Here is a 16225-nt window from a genome sequence, read left to right on the forward strand (position 1 = left end):
CAGGAGGCCGCAACGCGCACCTAGCCCGTGCGGCGCCCCTGGCCGAACGCCCCACTTGCGAGCACCACGCCGATGCCCGTTCCGACAACGCCGAGTATCGCGGCGGTGTCGGGGTGCTCGCCGAGAGCGGGCACCGCAATGAGCGCGGCAAGCGCCGGCACCAGCCCGGTGAAAGCGGCCGCACGCGAGGAGCCGAGCCGCTCAATGGCGACGCCAAAGGCGACCAGCGCCACCACACCCGACAGCACACCTTGCATCACCAGCTGAAACAGCACCTCCTCGCCATAGCCCTCCTGTATGGCGGACACCACGCCCGGTAGACCGGCGGGTGTCAGAATGACCGTAGACCACAGGCCGACCAGGCCAACGATCTCCACCGTCTTCATCCCGGTCCGGCGGAAGGCCAGCGTATAGCCCGCCCACATCGCCGCCCCGCAAAGCAGCAGCAGATGCCCGACCCAGGCGCCATCTTCCGGATAGAGCAGGCTGCGCCCATTCAGCGCGACCACGCCCAGCGCGATGAAGATGAACCCGATCGCGCGCGCCGTGCCGAGCCATTCGCGGAACACCAGCACAGACACCAGCGCCACGATGAGCGGCATGGTGCCCGGCAGAAGCGGGCCGACATCCGCTGCCGGGACAAAGCGCATCGCATTGGCGACCAACAGGAAAAAGAGTCCTCCCGCGCCGAGGAAGCAAATCACGAAGGGTATGAGACCGCGCCGCGGCCACAGGCCGACCTTGATCCAGGCTGGCGCGAGAACGGTTGCTGGCACGATGAAGCGCAGCCACCCCACCGTGGCGGGGGGCAGGTGCCCATGCACCGCGTGTCGGGTCGATACAATCCACCCACCCCAGATACAGACGGCAAGGAGGGCGCATCCATAGCCGACAAGACGGTCGCTCAATGGCGACGGGTTCGCCGCGCTGTCCGCAGCGGAGCCAACAGATTTATGCATGATCGAGATCCAGCCGACAAAACGGCTCATGTAAAGGAATGATGCCGCAGCAGCGGCTGAGTTGCGCTGAATGTGGCGTCCACGACCTTTGCATGCAAACGAGTTTTGCCAATGAGCACGCTCACGAAACCTGATGGATGCCTGCGTTGACGCCGATGCGGGGCCGGACTAGGACCTTTGGCTCCCCGCCATGCTGGCGTCCCCTCGGTTCGGCTCATCCATGAATCTTGATCCGGTCCTCGTCGGGGCCATCGTCACTGCTTTGGTCGCCGGAGCGACACGGGGCTTTTCGGGCTTTGGTGGCGCGCTGATCTTCGTGCCTCTGGTCAGCGCCGCCTATGGACCAAAGATCTCGGCACCGACGCTGCTGGTGATCGACACCGCACTGACGCTGCCTTTCGTGGTTCAGGCGTTTCGCGCCTGCGTGTGGAAGCAGGTCGCGCCAATTGCCATCGGCGCATTCGCGGGCGTGCCGGCGGGCGTTTTCATTCTGAAACACACCGACCCGCTCGTGCTGCGCTGGGCGCTGGCTGGGCTCAGCCTCTCCATGCTCGCGCCGTTGATCCTGGGCTGGCGCCACAAAGGGCAGCACCGGCTGCCATCGAAGCTGGCGATCGGCACCTTTGCCGGCGTTCTGGGCGGCGCAGCGCAGATGTCGGGTCCGCCGGTCATCGCCTACTGGCTGGGCGGAGGGCAGCCCTCGGCGTTGGTTCGGGCGAACCTCTTCGCATTCTTTGCCCTGGCGACGATCGCCAGTGGCGTCGCCTACGCGGCGGGCGGAATGCTCACCCTGGACGTCGGCCGGCTGGCTCTCCTCCTGGGCCCGGCCTACGCAGCCGGCCTGTTCCTGGGCGGACGGGCCTTCCGCGGCGCCACGGACAGCCATTTCCGGCTCGCCGCGTATTGGATCATCGTCGTCGCGGTCGTGCTCAGCCTGCCGGTTCTCGACCCCCTATTCGGGCGGTGAGGGCTGCAAGCGCCGCCGATGGCAGAAGCCCTGCCGCTGGCAAGACAATGCTGAAGACGCGCGCTTACGCGCTCATCTTGTCCATCATCTCGTCCGAGATTTCGAAATTGGCGTAGACGTTCTGCACATCGTCATTGTCGTTGAGGTTATCGACGAGGCGGATGAGCTTCTCGGCCACTTCGTCATCCACGGCCACGGTGTTCTGCGGTCGCCAGACCAGGCCCGATTTGCGCGGATCGCCGAACTTGGCTTCCAGCGCACGCGCAACCTCATGCAGGCTCTCGACCGAGCACACCACTTCGTGGCCGTCCTCGCTTGAGGACACATCGTCGGCGCCGGCCTCGATGGCGGCTTCGAGCATGCCATCGGCCGAGGCCTTGTCGGCATCGAATTCCACCACGCCGACACGGTCGAACATGAAGGCGACCGCGCCGGTCTCAGCCAACGCGCCGCCCGACTTGGTGAAATAGGAACGCACTTCCGAGGCGGTACGATTGCGATTGTCGGTGAGCGCCTCGACGATGACCGCGACCCCTCCGGGGCCATAGCCCTCGTAACGAATCTCGTCATAGGTCTCCGCATCGCCACCCGCCGCCTTCTTGATGGCGCGGTCGATATTGTCTTTGGGCATGTTCTCGGCGCGGGCGGCCAGAACGGCGGCGCGCAGGCGCGGATTCATCGCCGGGTCCGGCATGCCGAGCTTCGCGGCGACGGTAATTTCGCGCGCCAGCTTGGAAAACAGCTTGGAGCGCACCGCGTCCTGCTTGCCCTTGCGGTGCATGATGTTCTTGAACTGCGAATGCCCGGCCATCGCCGCCTCCACGTCACACGGCCGGGCCATTCGCCTGCCGCATCTGAATTCTGAAGAAATCGGTGCGCGGCTTATAGGCGAGAGCACATATCCGCGTAAAGCCGGAGGTGAGCGACACCGTCACCGGACCTGAGAACCCCTGGCCCGAAAAGGCGCGCCCTATTGATGCGTCTTCGCTACCAGAAGGTCGGCAACACCGGTTCGAGCGCGCCGCCAATGCGGACGGGGCCCACCTTCACCGCATGCCCCGCACTGTCGGTCTCGACGGCCAACCCCGACAGGGTCCCCTCGCCCATCGCCGGCTCGAAGCGCGACGATCCGATCTTGCGGGTGAAGCGCCGCAGCGGCTCTTCCTTGTCCATGCCGATCACGCCGTCATAGCAACCGCACATGCCGACATCGGTCATGAACGCGGTGCCGCCTGCCAGGATCCGATGATCGGCGGTCGGCACATGGGTATGAGTGCCGATGACAAGGCTGGCACGCCCGTCGCACCAGTGACCGAAGGCCTGCTTCTCGCTGGTGGTCTCGGCGTGGAAATCAACGATCACCGCATCCGAGACGAGGCCCAGCGGGCCGGCTTCCAGCTCGCGGTCGATGGCGGCGAAGGGATCGTCCATCGGGTCCATGAAGGCACGCCCCATCATGTTGACCACCAGCACCCGCTCGCCGCCGCGCGCCTCGACGAGTGCGGCGCCGCGCCCGGGGGTGCCGGGCGGATAATTGGCGGGGCGAATGAGGCGCGGGGCGCGCTCGATGAAGACAAGAGCCTCGCGCTGGTCAAAGGAATGATTGCCGAGCGTGACGACATCCGCGCCCGCCTCGAGGAACTCGTCGTAAATCGCCTCGGTGATACCGAAACCGCCGGCGGCGTTCTCGCCATTCACCACGACGAAATCCAGCGCCCATTCATCCCGCAGGCGCGGAACATGCTCCAGCACAACCTGCCGTCCCGGGCGGCCGACAACGTCTCCGAGAAAGAGAAGACGCATGCGCTAGTCCTCCGCCGGGCAGATGATGCCGGCGTCAGTTGCGATGGCATCGAGACGTTCATCGTGGGATTCCGCCGGCACCGCAGGAAGCTGCTGTACCGAGAAGGCGTAGCCGATCGCCTCAATGCGCTTGGCTCGTCGCAGCCGGGCCAATGTGCGGTCATAAAAGCCCGCGCCGTAGCCAAGCCGATGGCCCCGCGCATCAAAGCCGGCGAGCGGCACCACCAGCACGTCCGGCTCGACCATCGGCGCATCGGCCGGCGGGGCGGGAATGACGATGAACCCGGGCCCGTCGCTCGGCACGAGTTCGGTGCCTTCCTCCCAGAGACGGAAAACCAGCGGCTTGTCCTTGGCGATGACCACAGGCAGCGCAATAATGGCGCCTGCCGCACGAAGGCCCCGTACCAGCGGATCGGTCGAGATCTCGGTGCCAATCGGGGCAAAGACGGAAACGACCTCGCCGGCCACGTCGCCGAGCCACTCAAGCGCATGCGCGGCGGCGGCCTCGGCAGCGGCCGCGCGCGAGGAGGGATCAAGCGCCGCCCGCCGCGCCAAAGCGGCGGCGCGAAGACTGGCTTTGTCGGTCGGGGCGTTATGATCGGGCATAATGATAAACTGCGGAGCCGCGATGGCCGTTGGTAGATCGATCCCGGGAACCTACAGCGTAGGTGGGCGCCGTGTGTCTGGACCCAGGGGTCCAGTCAGGGACAGCTCCCTTTGAGATCGATAAGGCCCCGGGGAATATGTTCTCCTGACGAGCCTCACAGCTCCGCCCCACATATCTAGGACGCCGCGAGATATTTTGCCAGTGGGCGCGCAGGGGATGTTCACTTTCTCGGGCGAGATGATGAATAAGTGCCCACGCGCCCTGACTGTCAGCCCACTTTGAGCATGATCTTCCCGATATGGGCACTGGTCTCCATGCGCGCATGGGCCTTGCTCGCCTCTTCCAGCGGGAACACCTGGTCCATCACCGGCTTCACCTTGCCGGCCCCGATAAGAGGCCAGACCTTCTCCTTCAAGGACGCGGCGATCGTTGCCTTCTCCGCCTTGGGGCGGGAGCGCAGGGTCGAACCCATATGCGAGAGCCGCTTCAGCATCAGGCGCATATAGTCGATCTGCACCTTGGAGCCTTCCATGAAGGCGATCTGGACGATACGCCCGAGCGGGGCGGCGGCCTCGTAGTTGCGGGCGATGTAGGAGCCGCCGACCATGTCGAGGATGACGTTCACGCCCTTGCCGCCGGTCTTTTCCTTGATGACGGCGACGAAGTCCTCGCTCTTGTAGTCGATCGCGACGTCGGCGCCGAGTTCACGACAGACCGCGCACTTCTCCGCGCTGCCGGCGGTGGCGAACACCGTGGCGCCGAACGCCTTTGCGAGCTGGATCGCCGTGGTGCCGATACCCGAGGTTCCGCCATGAACGAGGAACGTTTCGCCGGGTTTCAGGCCGGCAAGGTCGAACACATTGGTCCACACGGTGAAGAACGTTTCGGGCAGAGCCGCGGCCTCGACCATGGAAAGACCGGCGGGAACCGGCAGGGCCGCGCCGGCATCGGCGAGGCAGTACTGCGCATAGCCGCCACCGGAAACCAGCGCGCAGACCAGATCACCGATCCTCCACTGGCTCACGCCCTCGCCGAGCGCGACCACCTCGCCGGCAATCTCCAGGCCGGGAATGTCGGAAGCGCCGGGCGGCGGCGGGTACACGCCCTTGCGCTGCATCACGTCCGGACGGTTGACACCGGCCGCGGCAACCTTGACCAGGATCTCGCCGGCGCCCGGAATCGGAACCGGCCGCTGCTCGGGAACCAGGGCTTCCGGACCTCCGGGAGTGGGAAGGCCGATGGCGGTCATGGTGGCGGGCAAATCGGTCACGGTGATCATCCTCTTTGCGGCAAAGCGTTTGTCGGGCTTCGTAGGCCAGCGGGCCCATGCTGGCAACCGCGTCGGGCTGGGAATAGACTTCGCGCTGGTACGGTCAGTTAAGGAGCCCCACAATGGCAACCGACGATGACATCTTCGGTGCGGCCCCGGTGAGGAAGCCGTCGACGCACGAGATTGGCATGGACCTGTCCATCCTCTCGGAGACGGAGATTGAGGAACGCATGGCGGCGCTGCATGACGAGATCGAGCGCCTGCGTCGCACGTTGGACTCCAAACGCGCGTCCCGCCTTGCCGCGGACAGCTTCTTCAAGCGCTAGCCGGAGAACCCACGCAATCTTGATCGGCTTAACGAGACACCTCTCTCTCGTTGGAGGATCGCAATTGATGCCTATCGACTGCACGTCGGGCCAGCGGATCGGCGAACTCCCTTGTCTATCCCTCTCGACTACAGGCGATGGAGCGCCCCGCCGAAGCTTTCGCGGAGATGTGATCTTAACCCGTCATTAAGCTTTCCGAACTATTACTGGGGATGGTCGATTTTGGCCGCGAGTGGCCCCTGTCCACTCTGTTTGACGCATCCCTGTCTAGACTTTCGAGCCGCCTCCGGGCGGCTCTTTTTTCGCCCGTCGTCCTGAATCAGGCGACCAGGGGTGCTGGACAGCCGCGCTCGCTTGAGCGAGAGGCTAGAGCCGAAGCGCACCGAACGGGTGCGCACCTCTATCGGGTCGGCGCCATGGGATATGCGGACAGGGACGAAGAACGGCCGGTGAACCTTGCCGAGCGCCGTGTCGAATCGGCAGCGTTCGAAACGCTGTTCCAGGACGGCATGGCCCTTGTTGACGAAAGCGCCGCCTATCTCGACGGGGACGGCCGCGTCGAGAGCCGCGCGCTCGAGCGGCCCGCGCTAAACGCCTACGCCCAGCAGAGCCTCAAGCTCTCCACGCGCCTGATGCAGCTCGCCTCATGGCTTCTGCTTCGGCGAGCCGCTGCCGACGGCGACATGTCGATGGAAACGGCGCGGCGCGAGGCGCTGAAAATCGATCTGAAGGGCCCCCCGCGCGACGAACACCAGGAAGCCTTGCTGCCTGAACGGCTCGCTCTTCTGGTGAAGCGCAGCCACGAGCTGCAAGGGCGCATCGCACGCCTGGATGCCGGCCTCACCACGCAGGATGTTCCGCCGGTCAACGCTGTCGCCGGGCAATTGCGCCGGCTTCGCTCCAGCTTCGAGGGGCGTTGAGCGGTGCTGCCATGCCGGCCGGCGAGCTGGCGTCGTGCACGCGAACGAAAACCCTCGCCAAGGCCTTTGCCCCGACGAGGGTTGGTTCGCCATTCATCGCGGCCGAATGGCGCGGGCAGCACCCACGCCATCGCACCCCAAGGACCCGATCAGGCCTTGAGGAAGCCCGCGAACTTCTTCTGGAAGCGGGAAACGCGCCCGCCACGGTCGAGCAACTGCCCGGTGCCGCCGGTCCAGGCCGGGTGGGACTTCGCATCGATGTCGAGCTGGAGGACGTCGCCCTCCTTGCCCCAGGTCGTGCGGGTCGTGTACTCGGTGCCGTCCGTCATCACCACCTTGACGAAGTGGTAGTCGGGATGGATGTCGCTCTTCATGGGTTGCATCCTCGCCGCCGCACGGTCGGTCCCTCGCGGGAACCGTGCGGCGTTCTCAAAAACGATCCTGCCGGAAATCCGAGCGGCTCTATAACCGAGACATGCCTGTGACACAAGCCGCCAGCACAGAAGCCAACAAGTCGGTTGCCCATCAGGGTGGAGCGCCGACGGCAAATCCCTCGCCCGGTGGCGCTTCCCGTCGCCCGCGCCTCGGGCCGCTAATGGCGCTGTGGCCGCATCTCAAGCGCTATCGCGGCCGCACCTGCGCCGCCCTCACCGCGCTGCTGGCTGCCGCGCTGGCGACACTCGTGGTTCCAGTCGCCGTGCGCCGGATGATCGATCTGGGTTTCGATGCCAATCACGCTGGCTTCGTGAACAGCTATTTCGGCGTCATGATCGGCGTCGTTGGCGTCCTCGCCGTCGCCTCGGCCGCGCGCTACTTCCTCGTCATGACGCTTGGGGAACGCATCGTCGCGGACCTGCGCTCTCAGGTCTTCGCCCATCTGCTTACCCTCGACGGCGGCTTCTACGATCAGGCAAAATCGGGCGAGCTGATCTCGCGCCTCACCGCCGACACCACGCAGATCAAGTCGGCCGTCGGCGCCTCGGCCTCGATCGCGCTGCGCAATCTCGTGCTGTTCTTCGGCGCGGCGGTGATGATGGTCGTCACCAGCCCCTGGCTTTCCGCGATCCTGCTGTTCGCGATTCCTGTCATTGTCGCGGTCCTGCTCGGAGCGGGGCGCGGCGTGCGCAAGCGTTCGCGGGCGGCGCAGGACATGCTCGCCCAGGCTTCCGCCTATGCCGCCGAAGCCATCGGCGCCGTTCGGAGCCTTCAGGCCAACACGGCCGAGCCGGCGGCGGATGCCCGCTTCTCCGGCGAAGTCGAGCATGCCTTTTCCGCCGCCACGCAAGCGATTCGCGCCCGATCCCTGCTTACCGGCGTCGGCATCTTCCTGGTCTTTGCCAGCGTCGTCGGGATTCTCTGGGCGGGCGCCAATGCGGTACTCGCCGGCACCATGAGCGCGGGCACGCTCGGTCAGTTCGTGCTCTATGCGGTGCTGGCGGCGAGCGGGCTTGGCCAGCTCGGCGAGGTCTGGGGCGAAATCTCGCAGGCCGCTGGCGCCACAGAGCGCATCGCCGAGCTGCTTGACGAACAGCCGCAGGTCGCCGAGCCCGCCCACCCGATCGCCCTTTCGGAGCCGCCCCAGGGCGCGGTGCGGTTCAACGATGTCGGCTTCGCCTATCCCGGCCGGCCGGACCTGCCGGCCCTTCGGGGCGTGAGCTTCGAGGTTAGGCCCGGTGAGCGCGTAGCCATCGTTGGCCCCTCGGGGGCGGGAAAGAGCACGCTGTTCCAGCTTCTGCTCCGTTTCTACGACCCTGTTTCGGGCAGCGTGGAAATCGATGGCGTCGACATTGCCAGGGCTTCTCCGCGCGCGGTTCGCGCCCGCCTTGCGCTGGTGCCGCAGGACGTTGCGATCTTTGCCGCCTCGATCCGCGAGAACATCCGCCTCGGCCGGCCCGACGCGACTGATGAGGAGGTGGAGGAAGCCGGCCGCCTCGCCCGCGCCGATGAATTCGTCGCCCGTCTTCCGGAAGGCTGGGAGACTTCGGTCGGCGAACGCGGGATCACGCTGTCGGGCGGCCAACGCCAACGGCTCGCCATCGCACGGGCCATCCTGCGCCGTGCGCCGATATTGCTGCTCGACGAGGCCACTTCCGCGCTCGATGCCGAGAGCGAAACGCTGGTGCAGCAGGCACTTGATCGTTCCATGCAGGGACGCACCACGCTGGTGATCGCCCATCGTCTGGCGACCGTTCTCTCGGCCGACCGGATCCTGGTCATGGATGGGGGTCATGTTGTCGAGGAGGGCACCCACGCCAGCCTCGTGGCGCAGGGCGGCCTTTATGCCCGCTTGGCTGCACTGCAGTTCGGTGAGACGAACGGGGGCTGACAGCCCCTCCCTGGCGACTGAACACGGTTTGAAGCGCCCTGCATGGACACGCGCACCTCGCAGACCGGCGGGACGGCGCCTATCCGGGCGGGCGCTCCATCCTCAGCGTCGGGCGGCCCGAGGTTGCATTGAAACCGTGACCGACGACAACGAACCCGGCGCGCTCATAGAACCGTACCGCCCGCTCGTTCTCCTCATTGACGTCCAGCGACAGCCCCTTTCGGGTGTGGGCACTGGCCGCCTGGACGAGCTGTCGCGCAACGCCCTCGCCCCAATGGTCGGGATGCACCACAAGTTGGTCGACATACCCGGTGCGAGGATCGACGGAAATGAATCCGAGCAGTTCCGGTTTCTCGTGATCCGTCACCGCCAGATCGATCACCGCGCCTTCATCGATCAGCGTGCCGATCTGATGACATAGCCAGCCGCGGCGCGCTTCGAAATCGATCTCCGGCATCGCCTCCTGCCAGGATTCGACCCATAGGTCCGCCATGGCCGGCATACGGTCCCACTCGAAGGCCGAGAGGCGGGCTGCGGGACGCTCGGTCATTGCCGTTCGATCATCTCTCGGTGAGCTTCAGCTCGATCCGGCGGTTTCGGGCGCGGGCTTCTTCGGTGTCGGCGGCATCAAGCGGCTGGTATTCGCCAAAGCCGGCGGCAACCAGATGCTTGGGCGAGACGCCATGCGCGGCGAGATACTGCACCACCGCGATCGCGCGCGCCGCCGAAAGCTCCCAGTTGGAGGGGTATTGCGGCGTCTGGATCGGCCGGTCGTCGGTATGTCCGTCAACCCGCAATACCCAGGCGAGATCCTCAGGAATCTCGTTCTCAAGCTGCACCAGGCTCTGCGCGATCTCGTTCAGTGCGGGAATAGCCTGGGCGCGAAGGTCCGCCGAAGCCAGATCGAAGAAAATCTCCGACTGCATCACGAAGCGATCGCCCACCACGCGGATCCCCGGCCGATTGCCGAGAATGCGGTTGAGCCGGCCGAAGAACTCCGAGCGGTAACGCGTCAGCTCCTGCACACGCTGGGCCAGCGCGACGTTGAGCCGGCGTCCGAGATCGGTAAGGCGGGCCTGGCTTTCCTTGTCCTTCTGTTCGGAAATATCGAGCGCTTCCTCCAGCGCCGCCATCTGGCGGCGCAGGGCCGCGATCTGCTGGTTGAGCAGGGCAATCTGGGCCGCGGCCTGTGCGGCGGCGTCCTTCTCCTGGCCCAGCTGACGGGCCAGTTCGGAATTGCGGCTTTCCGCCTCCGCGATCTGGTCGGGGGTCGCGAGTGCGGTAGCGGCGTCGCGCAGCGTATCGCGCTCCTGCTCAAGACGCAGCAGGCTGGCGCGCAACGTTCCGATCTGGCTCTCGGCATCCGCGTCGTTGGAACGCTCCAGTGCCAGCAGGTCGGTCAGCTGGCGGATCTGCGCCTGCAGCCGCGCCATCGCATCGTCCTTGGTGCCGATCTCTTGCGTCAGCACGAACTGCGCCAGGACGAACACCGAGAGCAGGAAGACGAACACCAGCAGCAGCGTCGACAATGCATCGACGAAGCCTGGCCAGTAATCGATGTGGCGGTCGCCGCGGCGTGAGCGTCCCAGTGCCATCAGGCCTGCTCGCGGTTGGCCAGCGACTCGTTAAGGCGTTCCAGCAGCTTCTTGATGTCCTTCTGCTGCTCCGCCTGCGCCTCGACCCAGTCACGCACCATCTGCTGCTCGCCGCGCATATGCTGCACCAGCCCTTGCAGACTTTCGGCAAGATGCGCCATGGCGGTGGTCACGCGCTGTGATCCGGCCTCGGTCATCGTGCGGTCGAGCCGTCCAATCGCCTCGGTCAACTGGGCGAAGTCGGGTGGCGGCAGCAGGCCGGCGGGGGCATTGAACGCGGAGGAAGCCGGAGAGGGAGCGGCCGGCGGAGGCACATAGGTCGGCGGCATCGGGGCGGGTACCGGGAGCGGCTTGGCGCGAGCCGCCTCCGAGCCGAGATCCTCGACCGTGGTGGAGAGCCAGTCCTCAAGGTCGGTATAGAAGCGGTTCTGCGCCTGCCCGGCCTGGAGGTCGAGAAAGCCAAGCACCAGCGAACCGGCAAGACCGAACAGCGAGGACGAAAAGGCCAACCCCATGCCGCCGAGGGGGGCGGCAAGTCCGGTTTTCATCGTCTCCAGCACCGAGCCCGATTCCGGGCCGGCGTTGAGCGAGCCGATCACGCGGCTGATCGAACCGACGGTTTCCAGAAGTCCCCAGAATGTGCCGAGAAGGCCGAGGAAGATCAGCAGGCCCGTGAGGTAGCGCAGCAGGTCACGGGCTTCGTCCAGCCGGGTGCCGATGGATTCCAGGATGCCACGCATCGTGGCCTGCGAGATCGACATCCGCCCGGCCCGATCCCCGAGCAGTGCGGCCATGGGGGCCAGCAGGCGCGGGGCCTGGCGCACTTCTAGGCCGGGATCGGCCACGCGGAAACTGTTGACCCACTCGACCTCGGGCAACAGCCGCATCACCTGCCGGAAGGCGAAGATCGTGCCGATCAGCAGCACGCCGAAGATCACGCCATTGAGGCCAGGATTATTGAGGAACGCTGACCAGATCTGCTGATACAGCACCGACGCCAGCGCCACGCACAGCAGCACGAACACGAACATCCGCACCAGGAAGATCCTGGGCGATGACAGCTTGTGAAAAGGATCGCTTGCGTCCATGCCCCTGGCCGTCTCCTTGATGCGGCCGCGCCCCGCCGTCGACGCCAGCCTTTTGCGGGACTATGCCACAGCGCGAGGGAAATGGAATGCGGGATTTCCCTTTTGTCGTCAGGCTTTGCGCAGTACCGCAAGCACGTCCCGGCGGATCGTCTCGTTGCCGGCGATGATGTCACCCTTGGCCAGCATCTTGTCGCTGTCGTCGAGGTCGCTGACATAGCCGCCCGCTTCGCGGATCAACACGATACCAGCGGCCATGTCCCACGAGCTGAGGCTGCGCTCCCAGAAGCAGTCGAATCGACCCGCGGCAACCCAGGCAAGGTCGGTGGCCGCGGACCCGGTCCGGCGCATGCCTGCGACCTTTGGCGCCAGCGCCGCATATTCGCGGCCGAACTGGTCGAAACCGCCCCGGCCCAGATGCGGCATGCCGCAGCAGACCACGGCGTCCGCCAGCTTGCTGCGCGCGGCGACACGGATGCGCCGGTCGTTCAGGAAGGCACCGGCGCCCTTTTCGGCGACGAACAGTTCGTCGGTCACGGGGTTGTAGATCACACCCGCGATCGGCACGCCGTCGCGCGCCAGCCCGACCGAGATGCAGAACAGCGGAATACCGTGCAGGAAATTGGTGGTGCCGTCGAGCGGATCGATAATCCAGCGATGGCTGGCATCGGTGCCCTCCACCTCCCCGCTCTCTTCCATGATGAAGCCAAAGCCCGGCCGGGCCCTCGACAGTTCCTCATGCAGGATGCGCTCGGCCTTGCGGTCGGCATTGGAGACGAAATTCGCCGGGCCCTTGAGCGAGACCTGAAGATTCTCGACTTCGCCGAAATCGCGGACGAGTGAGCGGCCGGCCTTGCGGACGGCCTGCACCATGACGGTGATGAGCGGAGAGCGGATCATTGAAGGTTTCCGGCAGAAGCGCGACAGGCGAGAACGCGGCCGCGAGGAATGAACTTGGCCTACCTCCTGCCCTCCGGTCGGCATGGCGTCAAGGGCTGACACTTCCGAGCCGTGAGCCGCATCGCGCCGCCCGGCAGGCCAGCCGTCCCTGTGTGCTGCCGTTGCAGCCCCTCCGGGTACACACCGCCCGGCGACGGGTTTTCCCGCTCCATCAACGCTGAACGGCGTGCGGCCGATGAACCCCTCAGCCCATACCCACGCCACCGGAAGGGCTGGGGCCCAGCTCGCGCGCCAATTGCTCCAGACGCTCGGCTGCGGAAATGACGGTAGTGGCGAGGGAGGCCTCGACCTCTCCAAGCCGATGGGCGACTTCATCGCGCGCCTTGCGGTCCGCAAGCGCTGCGCTTTCAGCCTCGGTGAGACGACGCCGGGCCTCGGACAGTTCGTCCGCCATGGTGATCGCGGCCATCACACTCAGCCGCTGGTCGCCGATTTCGCCAAAGGCGGCGCGAAGCTCGTCGATGCGCGCGTCAACATTGGCGCCGAGCCGGGTGAGGTGCTCCTCCTGACCATCGTCGCAGGCCATCCGATAGGCTCGCCCGCCAATGGTGATCGTAACCTGTGCCATCGGCCCACCTCAGCGTTCATGCGCGGCGAGCACCGCGCGGATGGTTTCCATGGCGCTGCCCAGCCGGCGCGACACCTCGTCCGAGGCGGTCTCGATCTTCTCGGCACGGGTCTGCGCGCCGTCGAGCGCGTCGGCAAGGCGAGAGCGATCGATGCTCAGAACATGCACCTGCTGCGACAGGGCCGCCTCCTGGCGTTCGACCTCAAGCCGACGCTGAATCGCGGCCTCAAGCGCCTCGACCGCCGTGTCGAAGCGCTTCAGTGCGGTATCGAGAGCCATCGACTCGCCCGCAGGCAGCTGGTTCATGCGCTGACGCTCCGGTAAACGCCCGCCTCGTCACGCACGCTTTCACGCGGAACGGCGGCGCGGACGGGGCATGATTGGACGGTATAAGCGGGTGGTTTCGCACCCGAATCCGGCGACATTGAGCCTGCACGCTCCGCCAGCGTCAACTGCGACGGCGGCCTCTCCGCCGAAGCGATAGCCACAAACATCGGGCACCGGCGCGCACGGGCCGGCTTTGACACGCAGCGGCAGGGTGCTATCACTCGCCCGCCCGGCGCAGCCGCATTGCGGAATGCATGGTACAGCGCGGGTGTGCTGTATACCGAACGTTATCAGTCATGGGTCACGGGCGGCCCCATCAAGGAACTTCGCCCGGACGCCGCTCGTTCGAGACCATAGACGTCCAGAATTCAACTGACGCCACATCATCGCCTAAGAGCAACGAGATCCCTTCGGAGACATCGGTCCTCATGTCGAACCGCGATAAGCATGATCGCATGGCAAACGCCATTCGGGCTTTGTCCATGGACGCCGTCGAAGCCGCCAAGTCCGGCCATCCAGGAATGCCAATGGGCATGGCGGATGTCGCCACCGTGCTCTTCGGCAAAGTGTTGAAGTTCGATCCGACGGATCCGCACTGGCCGGACCGCGATCGCTTCATTCTCTCGGCCGGCCATGGCTCGATGCTGCTGTACTCGCTGCTCTACCTCGTGGGCTACGAGGGCATGACGATCGAGGACATCAAGAACTTCCGCCAGCTCGGCTCGAAGACACCGGGCCATCCGGAATATGGCCACACCGTCGGCGTCGAGACCACGACCGGCCCGCTCGGCCAGGGCCTGGCGAACTCGGTCGGCTTCGCGCTGGCCGAGCGCATGCTCGCCGCCCAGTTCGGCTCCGATCTGGTCGATCACTACACCTATGTGATCGTCGGTGACGGCTGCCTCATGGAAGGTATTTCGGAAGAGGCCATCGAGCTTGCCGGCAACAAGAAGCTGAGCAAGCTGATCGTCATGTGGGACGACAACCACATCACCATCGATGGTTCGACCGACCTTTCCGTATCGACCAACCAGCTCGCCCGCTTTGAGGCCTCGGGCTGGGACTCGGTGCGGGTGGACGGGCACGACCCCGACGCCATTCTTGCCGCCATCGAGCACGCCAAGACCACCGACAAGCCCTCGCTGATTGCCTGCCGCACCACCATCGGCTACGGCGCCCCCACCAAGTCGGGCACCAACGCCGTGCACGGCTCGCCGCTGGGCGCCGCCGAGATCGCCGGCGCGCGTGCCTTCCTTCATTGGGACAGCGAGCCCTTCGTCATCCCCAGCGACGTGCTCGACTGCTGGCGGCTGGCCGGGCTGCGCTCGCGCCAGGCCCACAAGAGCTGGACCCAGCGCCTGAAGGAGGCGGACCTCGACAAGCGCGCCGAATTCGAGCGCCGGATACGCGGCGAACTGCCCTCCAAGATGGGCGACGTGGTGGCGAATGTGATCACCAAGGCCCGCGCCGATGGCGGCGCGGTCGCCACCCGCAAGTCATCCGAGATCGTGCTGGAAGCGCTCACCGCTGCGCTGCCGGAAATGGTGGGCGGCTCGGCCGACCTCACCCATTCCAACAACACCAAGACCAAGGCCACTTCGGTCGACGTCATGCCCCCGGCCTATGACGGGCGCTACGTGAACTGGGGCATTCGCGAGCACGGCATGGCAGCGGCGATGAACGGCATCGCGCTGCATGGCGGCTTTGTTCCGTATGGCGGCACCTTCCTGGTGTTCTCCGACTATTGCCGGCCCTCCATCCGCCTTGCCGCGCTGATGGGGATTCGCGTGGTCTACGTGTTCACCCACGATTCGATCGGCGTCGGCGAAGATGGCCCCACCCATCAGCCGGTGGAACAACTTGCCGCACTGCGCGCCATTCCGAACCTGCTCGTCTTCCGTCCGTGCGACACGGTGGAAACGGCGGAGGCCTGGAAGCTGGCGATGGAGCACAAGACCGGGCCGAGCGTGCTCGCGCTCACGCGCCAGAATCTCCCGCTGCTACGGACCGATAGCAGCGAGCGCTGCCGTACGGCCAAGGGCGGGTACGAACTGGCCGCCGCCTCCGACGAGGCGAAGGTCTCGCTTTTCGCGTCCGGATCGGAAGTCTCCATGGCCATGGCGGCGCGCGAAGTGCTGGAAGGGCAAGGCGTACCGACCCGTGTGGTCAGCGTTCCGTGCTTCGAGCTGTTCCTCAATCAGCCCGAGGAAAGCCGCCGTCAGGTTGTCGGCAAGGCGCCGGTCAAGATCGCCATCGAGGCGGCTATCCGCCAGGGATGGGACTCGATCGTCGGCTCCGACGCCGCGTTTGTCGGCATGACCGGCTTCGGCGCTTCGGGCCCCGCGCCAGAAGTGTTCGCGCATTTCGGCATCACGGTGGACGGCGTGGTTCAGACCGCGTTGAGCCGCCTGGAGCACTGAATCGGGGCTCCCCAGCTATGCGTCTGGCGCATGCGAAATGCGCCAGACCTGCTCCCAGGTGGCATCAGTAGAAGGTGCGACTGGTGTCCTAA

17 protein-coding genes and 1 other RNA gene are annotated in these 16225 nt (G+C 65.8%); 5 read left to right on the plus strand and 13 right to left on the minus strand.

Annotated features, from left to right (window positions below):
* Positions 1–20: 20 nt before the first annotated feature.
* Positions 21–959 carry a DMT family transporter gene (locus G3A50_RS06385; RefSeq protein WP_163074479.1) on the minus strand — a complete coding sequence of 313 codons (939 nt, stop codon included), beginning with the start codon at positions 957–959 and terminating at the stop codon, positions 21–23.
* A 220-nt stretch (positions 960–1179) separates the two neighbouring features.
* Between G3A50_RS06385 and G3A50_RS06390 the strand changes: the two genes are divergently transcribed.
* Positions 1180–1926: a sulfite exporter TauE/SafE family protein gene (locus tag G3A50_RS06390; RefSeq protein ID WP_163074480.1), complete on the plus strand. Its 747-nt coding sequence runs from the start codon at positions 1180–1182 to the stop codon at positions 1924–1926.
* 64 nt (positions 1927–1990) lie between these two features.
* On the opposite strand, the gene G3A50_RS06395 is transcribed toward G3A50_RS06390, so the two are convergent.
* From G3A50_RS06395 to G3A50_RS06415, 5 genes are all read right to left on the minus strand, one after another.
* Entirely contained in the window at positions 1991–2737 is a 747-nt protein-coding gene (locus G3A50_RS06395; RefSeq protein ID WP_163074481.1) for a YebC/PmpR family DNA-binding transcriptional regulator, read from the minus strand.
* A 176-nt stretch (positions 2738–2913) separates the two neighbouring features.
* Positions 2914–3729, minus strand: a complete 816-nt coding sequence (locus G3A50_RS06400) for a TIGR00282 family metallophosphoesterase (protein WP_163074482.1) — start codon at positions 3727–3729, stop codon at positions 2914–2916.
* 3 nt (positions 3730–3732) lie between these two features.
* Positions 3733–4335, minus strand: coding sequence for a 5-formyltetrahydrofolate cyclo-ligase (locus G3A50_RS06405; protein WP_163074483.1), 603 nt, complete (start codon positions 4333–4335; stop codon positions 3733–3735).
* A 10-nt stretch (positions 4336–4345) separates the two neighbouring features.
* Positions 4346–4502, minus strand: a non-coding RNA gene (gene ssrS / locus G3A50_RS06410) — 6S RNA.
* A gap of 102 nt (positions 4503–4604) precedes the next feature.
* A complete protein-coding gene (locus G3A50_RS06415; RefSeq protein WP_163074484.1) occupies positions 4605–5606 on the minus strand; it encodes an NAD(P)H-quinone oxidoreductase in 1002 nt (333 codons plus the stop codon).
* A 122-nt stretch (positions 5607–5728) separates the two neighbouring features.
* On the opposite strand from G3A50_RS06415, the gene G3A50_RS06420 reads away from it, so the two are divergent.
* On the plus strand, positions 5729–5932 hold the full coding sequence (locus G3A50_RS06420) for a DUF1192 domain-containing protein (protein ID WP_163074485.1): 204 nt from the start codon (positions 5729–5731) through the stop codon (positions 5930–5932).
* Between the two features lie 212 nt (positions 5933–6144).
* Complete coding sequence (locus G3A50_RS06425; RefSeq protein ID WP_246252183.1) at positions 6145–6852, plus strand: DUF1465 family protein; 708 nt, start codon at positions 6145–6147, stop codon at positions 6850–6852.
* A 149-nt stretch (positions 6853–7001) separates the two neighbouring features.
* Here the strand turns inward: G3A50_RS06425 and rpmE are convergent, their stop codons facing one another.
* Complete coding sequence (gene rpmE / locus G3A50_RS06430) at positions 7002–7226, minus strand: 50S ribosomal protein L31 (protein ID WP_163074486.1); 225 nt, start codon at positions 7224–7226, stop codon at positions 7002–7004.
* 101 nt (positions 7227–7327) lie between these two features.
* Between rpmE and G3A50_RS06435 the strand changes: the two genes are divergently transcribed.
* Complete coding sequence (locus tag G3A50_RS06435) at positions 7328–9178, plus strand: ABC transporter transmembrane domain-containing protein (RefSeq protein WP_163074487.1); 1851 nt, start codon at positions 7328–7330, stop codon at positions 9176–9178.
* Between the two features lie 79 nt (positions 9179–9257).
* Here G3A50_RS06435 and G3A50_RS06440 read toward each other — a convergent pair whose 3' ends face one another.
* The 6 genes from G3A50_RS06440 to G3A50_RS06465 all read right to left on the minus strand — a co-directional run bounded on the left by G3A50_RS06440 (position 9258) and on the right by G3A50_RS06465 (position 13692).
* The gene (locus tag G3A50_RS06440) at positions 9258–9728 is read right to left on the minus strand and encodes a GNAT family N-acetyltransferase (protein ID WP_163074488.1); all 471 of its coding nucleotides are present in this window, start codon (positions 9726–9728) and stop codon (positions 9258–9260) included.
* 10 nt (positions 9729–9738) lie between these two features.
* Positions 9739–10773, minus strand: a complete 1035-nt coding sequence (locus G3A50_RS06445) for a peptidoglycan -binding protein (protein WP_163074489.1) — start codon at positions 10771–10773, stop codon at positions 9739–9741.
* Positions 10773–11861 carry a flagellar motor protein MotA gene (locus G3A50_RS06450; RefSeq protein ID WP_210255234.1) on the minus strand — a complete coding sequence of 363 codons (1089 nt, stop codon included), beginning with the start codon at positions 11859–11861 and terminating at the stop codon, positions 10773–10775. Before G3A50_RS06450 ends, G3A50_RS06445 begins: the two co-directional genes overlap by 1 nt.
* A 108-nt stretch (positions 11862–11969) precedes the next feature.
* Positions 11970–12758 carry an inositol monophosphatase family protein gene (locus G3A50_RS06455; protein WP_170308628.1) on the minus strand — a complete coding sequence of 263 codons (789 nt, stop codon included), beginning with the start codon at positions 12756–12758 and terminating at the stop codon, positions 11970–11972.
* Positions 12759–13002: 244 nt separating this feature from the next.
* Positions 13003–13386 (minus strand): cell division protein ZapA, encoded by a 384-nt coding sequence (locus G3A50_RS06460; RefSeq protein WP_163074490.1) that lies wholly within the window; start codon positions 13384–13386, stop codon positions 13003–13005.
* A gap of 9 nt (positions 13387–13395) precedes the next feature.
* Positions 13396–13692, minus strand: coding sequence for a DUF4164 domain-containing protein (locus tag G3A50_RS06465; RefSeq protein WP_163074491.1), 297 nt, complete (start codon positions 13690–13692; stop codon positions 13396–13398).
* Positions 13693–14141: 449 nt separating this feature from the next.
* Between G3A50_RS06465 and tkt the strand changes: the two genes are divergently transcribed.
* Entirely contained in the window at positions 14142–16133 is a 1992-nt protein-coding gene (gene tkt / locus G3A50_RS06470; protein ID WP_163074492.1) for a transketolase, read from the plus strand.
* Positions 16134–16225 lie beyond the last annotated feature (92 nt).

The sequence above is a fragment of the Ancylobacter pratisalsi genome, assembly GCF_010669125.1.
In the GTDB taxonomy this organism is placed as follows: Bacteria; Pseudomonadota; Alphaproteobacteria; order Rhizobiales; family Xanthobacteraceae; genus Ancylobacter; species Ancylobacter pratisalsi.

Coding starts and splice junctions, on each gene's coding strand:
- rpmE (WP_163074486.1), bottom strand. CDS start 7,226: ATGAAGAGCGACATCCATCCCGACTACCACTTCGTCAAGGTGGTGATG.
- tkt (WP_163074492.1), top strand. CDS start 14,142: ATGTCGAACCGCGATAAGCATGATCGCATGGCAAACGCCATTCGGGCT.
- G3A50_RS06440 (WP_163074488.1), bottom strand. CDS start 9,728: ATGACCGAGCGTCCCGCAGCCCGCCTCTCGGCCTTCGAGTGGGACCGT.
- G3A50_RS06395 (WP_163074481.1), bottom strand. CDS start 2,737: ATGGCCGGGCATTCGCAGTTCAAGAACATCATGCACCGCAAGGGCAAG.
- G3A50_RS06425 (WP_246252183.1), top strand. CDS start 6,145: ATGGTCGATTTTGGCCGCGAGTGGCCCCTGTCCACTCTGTTTGACGCA.
- G3A50_RS06445 (WP_163074489.1), bottom strand. CDS start 10,773: ATGGCACTGGGACGCTCACGCCGCGGCGACCGCCACATCGATTACTGG.
- G3A50_RS06455 (WP_170308628.1), bottom strand. CDS start 12,758: ATGATCCGCTCTCCGCTCATCACCGTCATGGTGCAGGCCGTCCGCAAG.
- G3A50_RS06450 (WP_210255234.1), bottom strand. CDS start 11,861: ATGGACGCAAGCGATCCTTTTCACAAGCTGTCATCGCCCAGGATCTTC.
- G3A50_RS06460 (WP_163074490.1), bottom strand. CDS start 13,386: ATGGCACAGGTTACGATCACCATTGGCGGGCGAGCCTATCGGATGGCC.
- G3A50_RS06385 (WP_163074479.1), bottom strand. CDS start 959: ATGCATAAATCTGTTGGCTCCGCTGCGGACAGCGCGGCGAACCCGTCG.
- G3A50_RS06390 (WP_163074480.1), top strand. CDS start 1,180: ATGAATCTTGATCCGGTCCTCGTCGGGGCCATCGTCACTGCTTTGGTC.
- G3A50_RS06465 (WP_163074491.1), bottom strand. CDS start 13,692: ATGAACCAGCTGCCTGCGGGCGAGTCGATGGCTCTCGATACCGCACTG.
- G3A50_RS06405 (WP_163074483.1), bottom strand. CDS start 4,335: ATGCCCGATCATAACGCCCCGACCGACAAAGCCAGTCTTCGCGCCGCC.
- G3A50_RS06400 (WP_163074482.1), bottom strand. CDS start 3,729: ATGCGTCTTCTCTTTCTCGGAGACGTTGTCGGCCGCCCGGGACGGCAG.
- G3A50_RS06420 (WP_163074485.1), top strand. CDS start 5,729: ATGGCAACCGACGATGACATCTTCGGTGCGGCCCCGGTGAGGAAGCCG.
- G3A50_RS06435 (WP_163074487.1), top strand. CDS start 7,328: ATGCCTGTGACACAAGCCGCCAGCACAGAAGCCAACAAGTCGGTTGCC.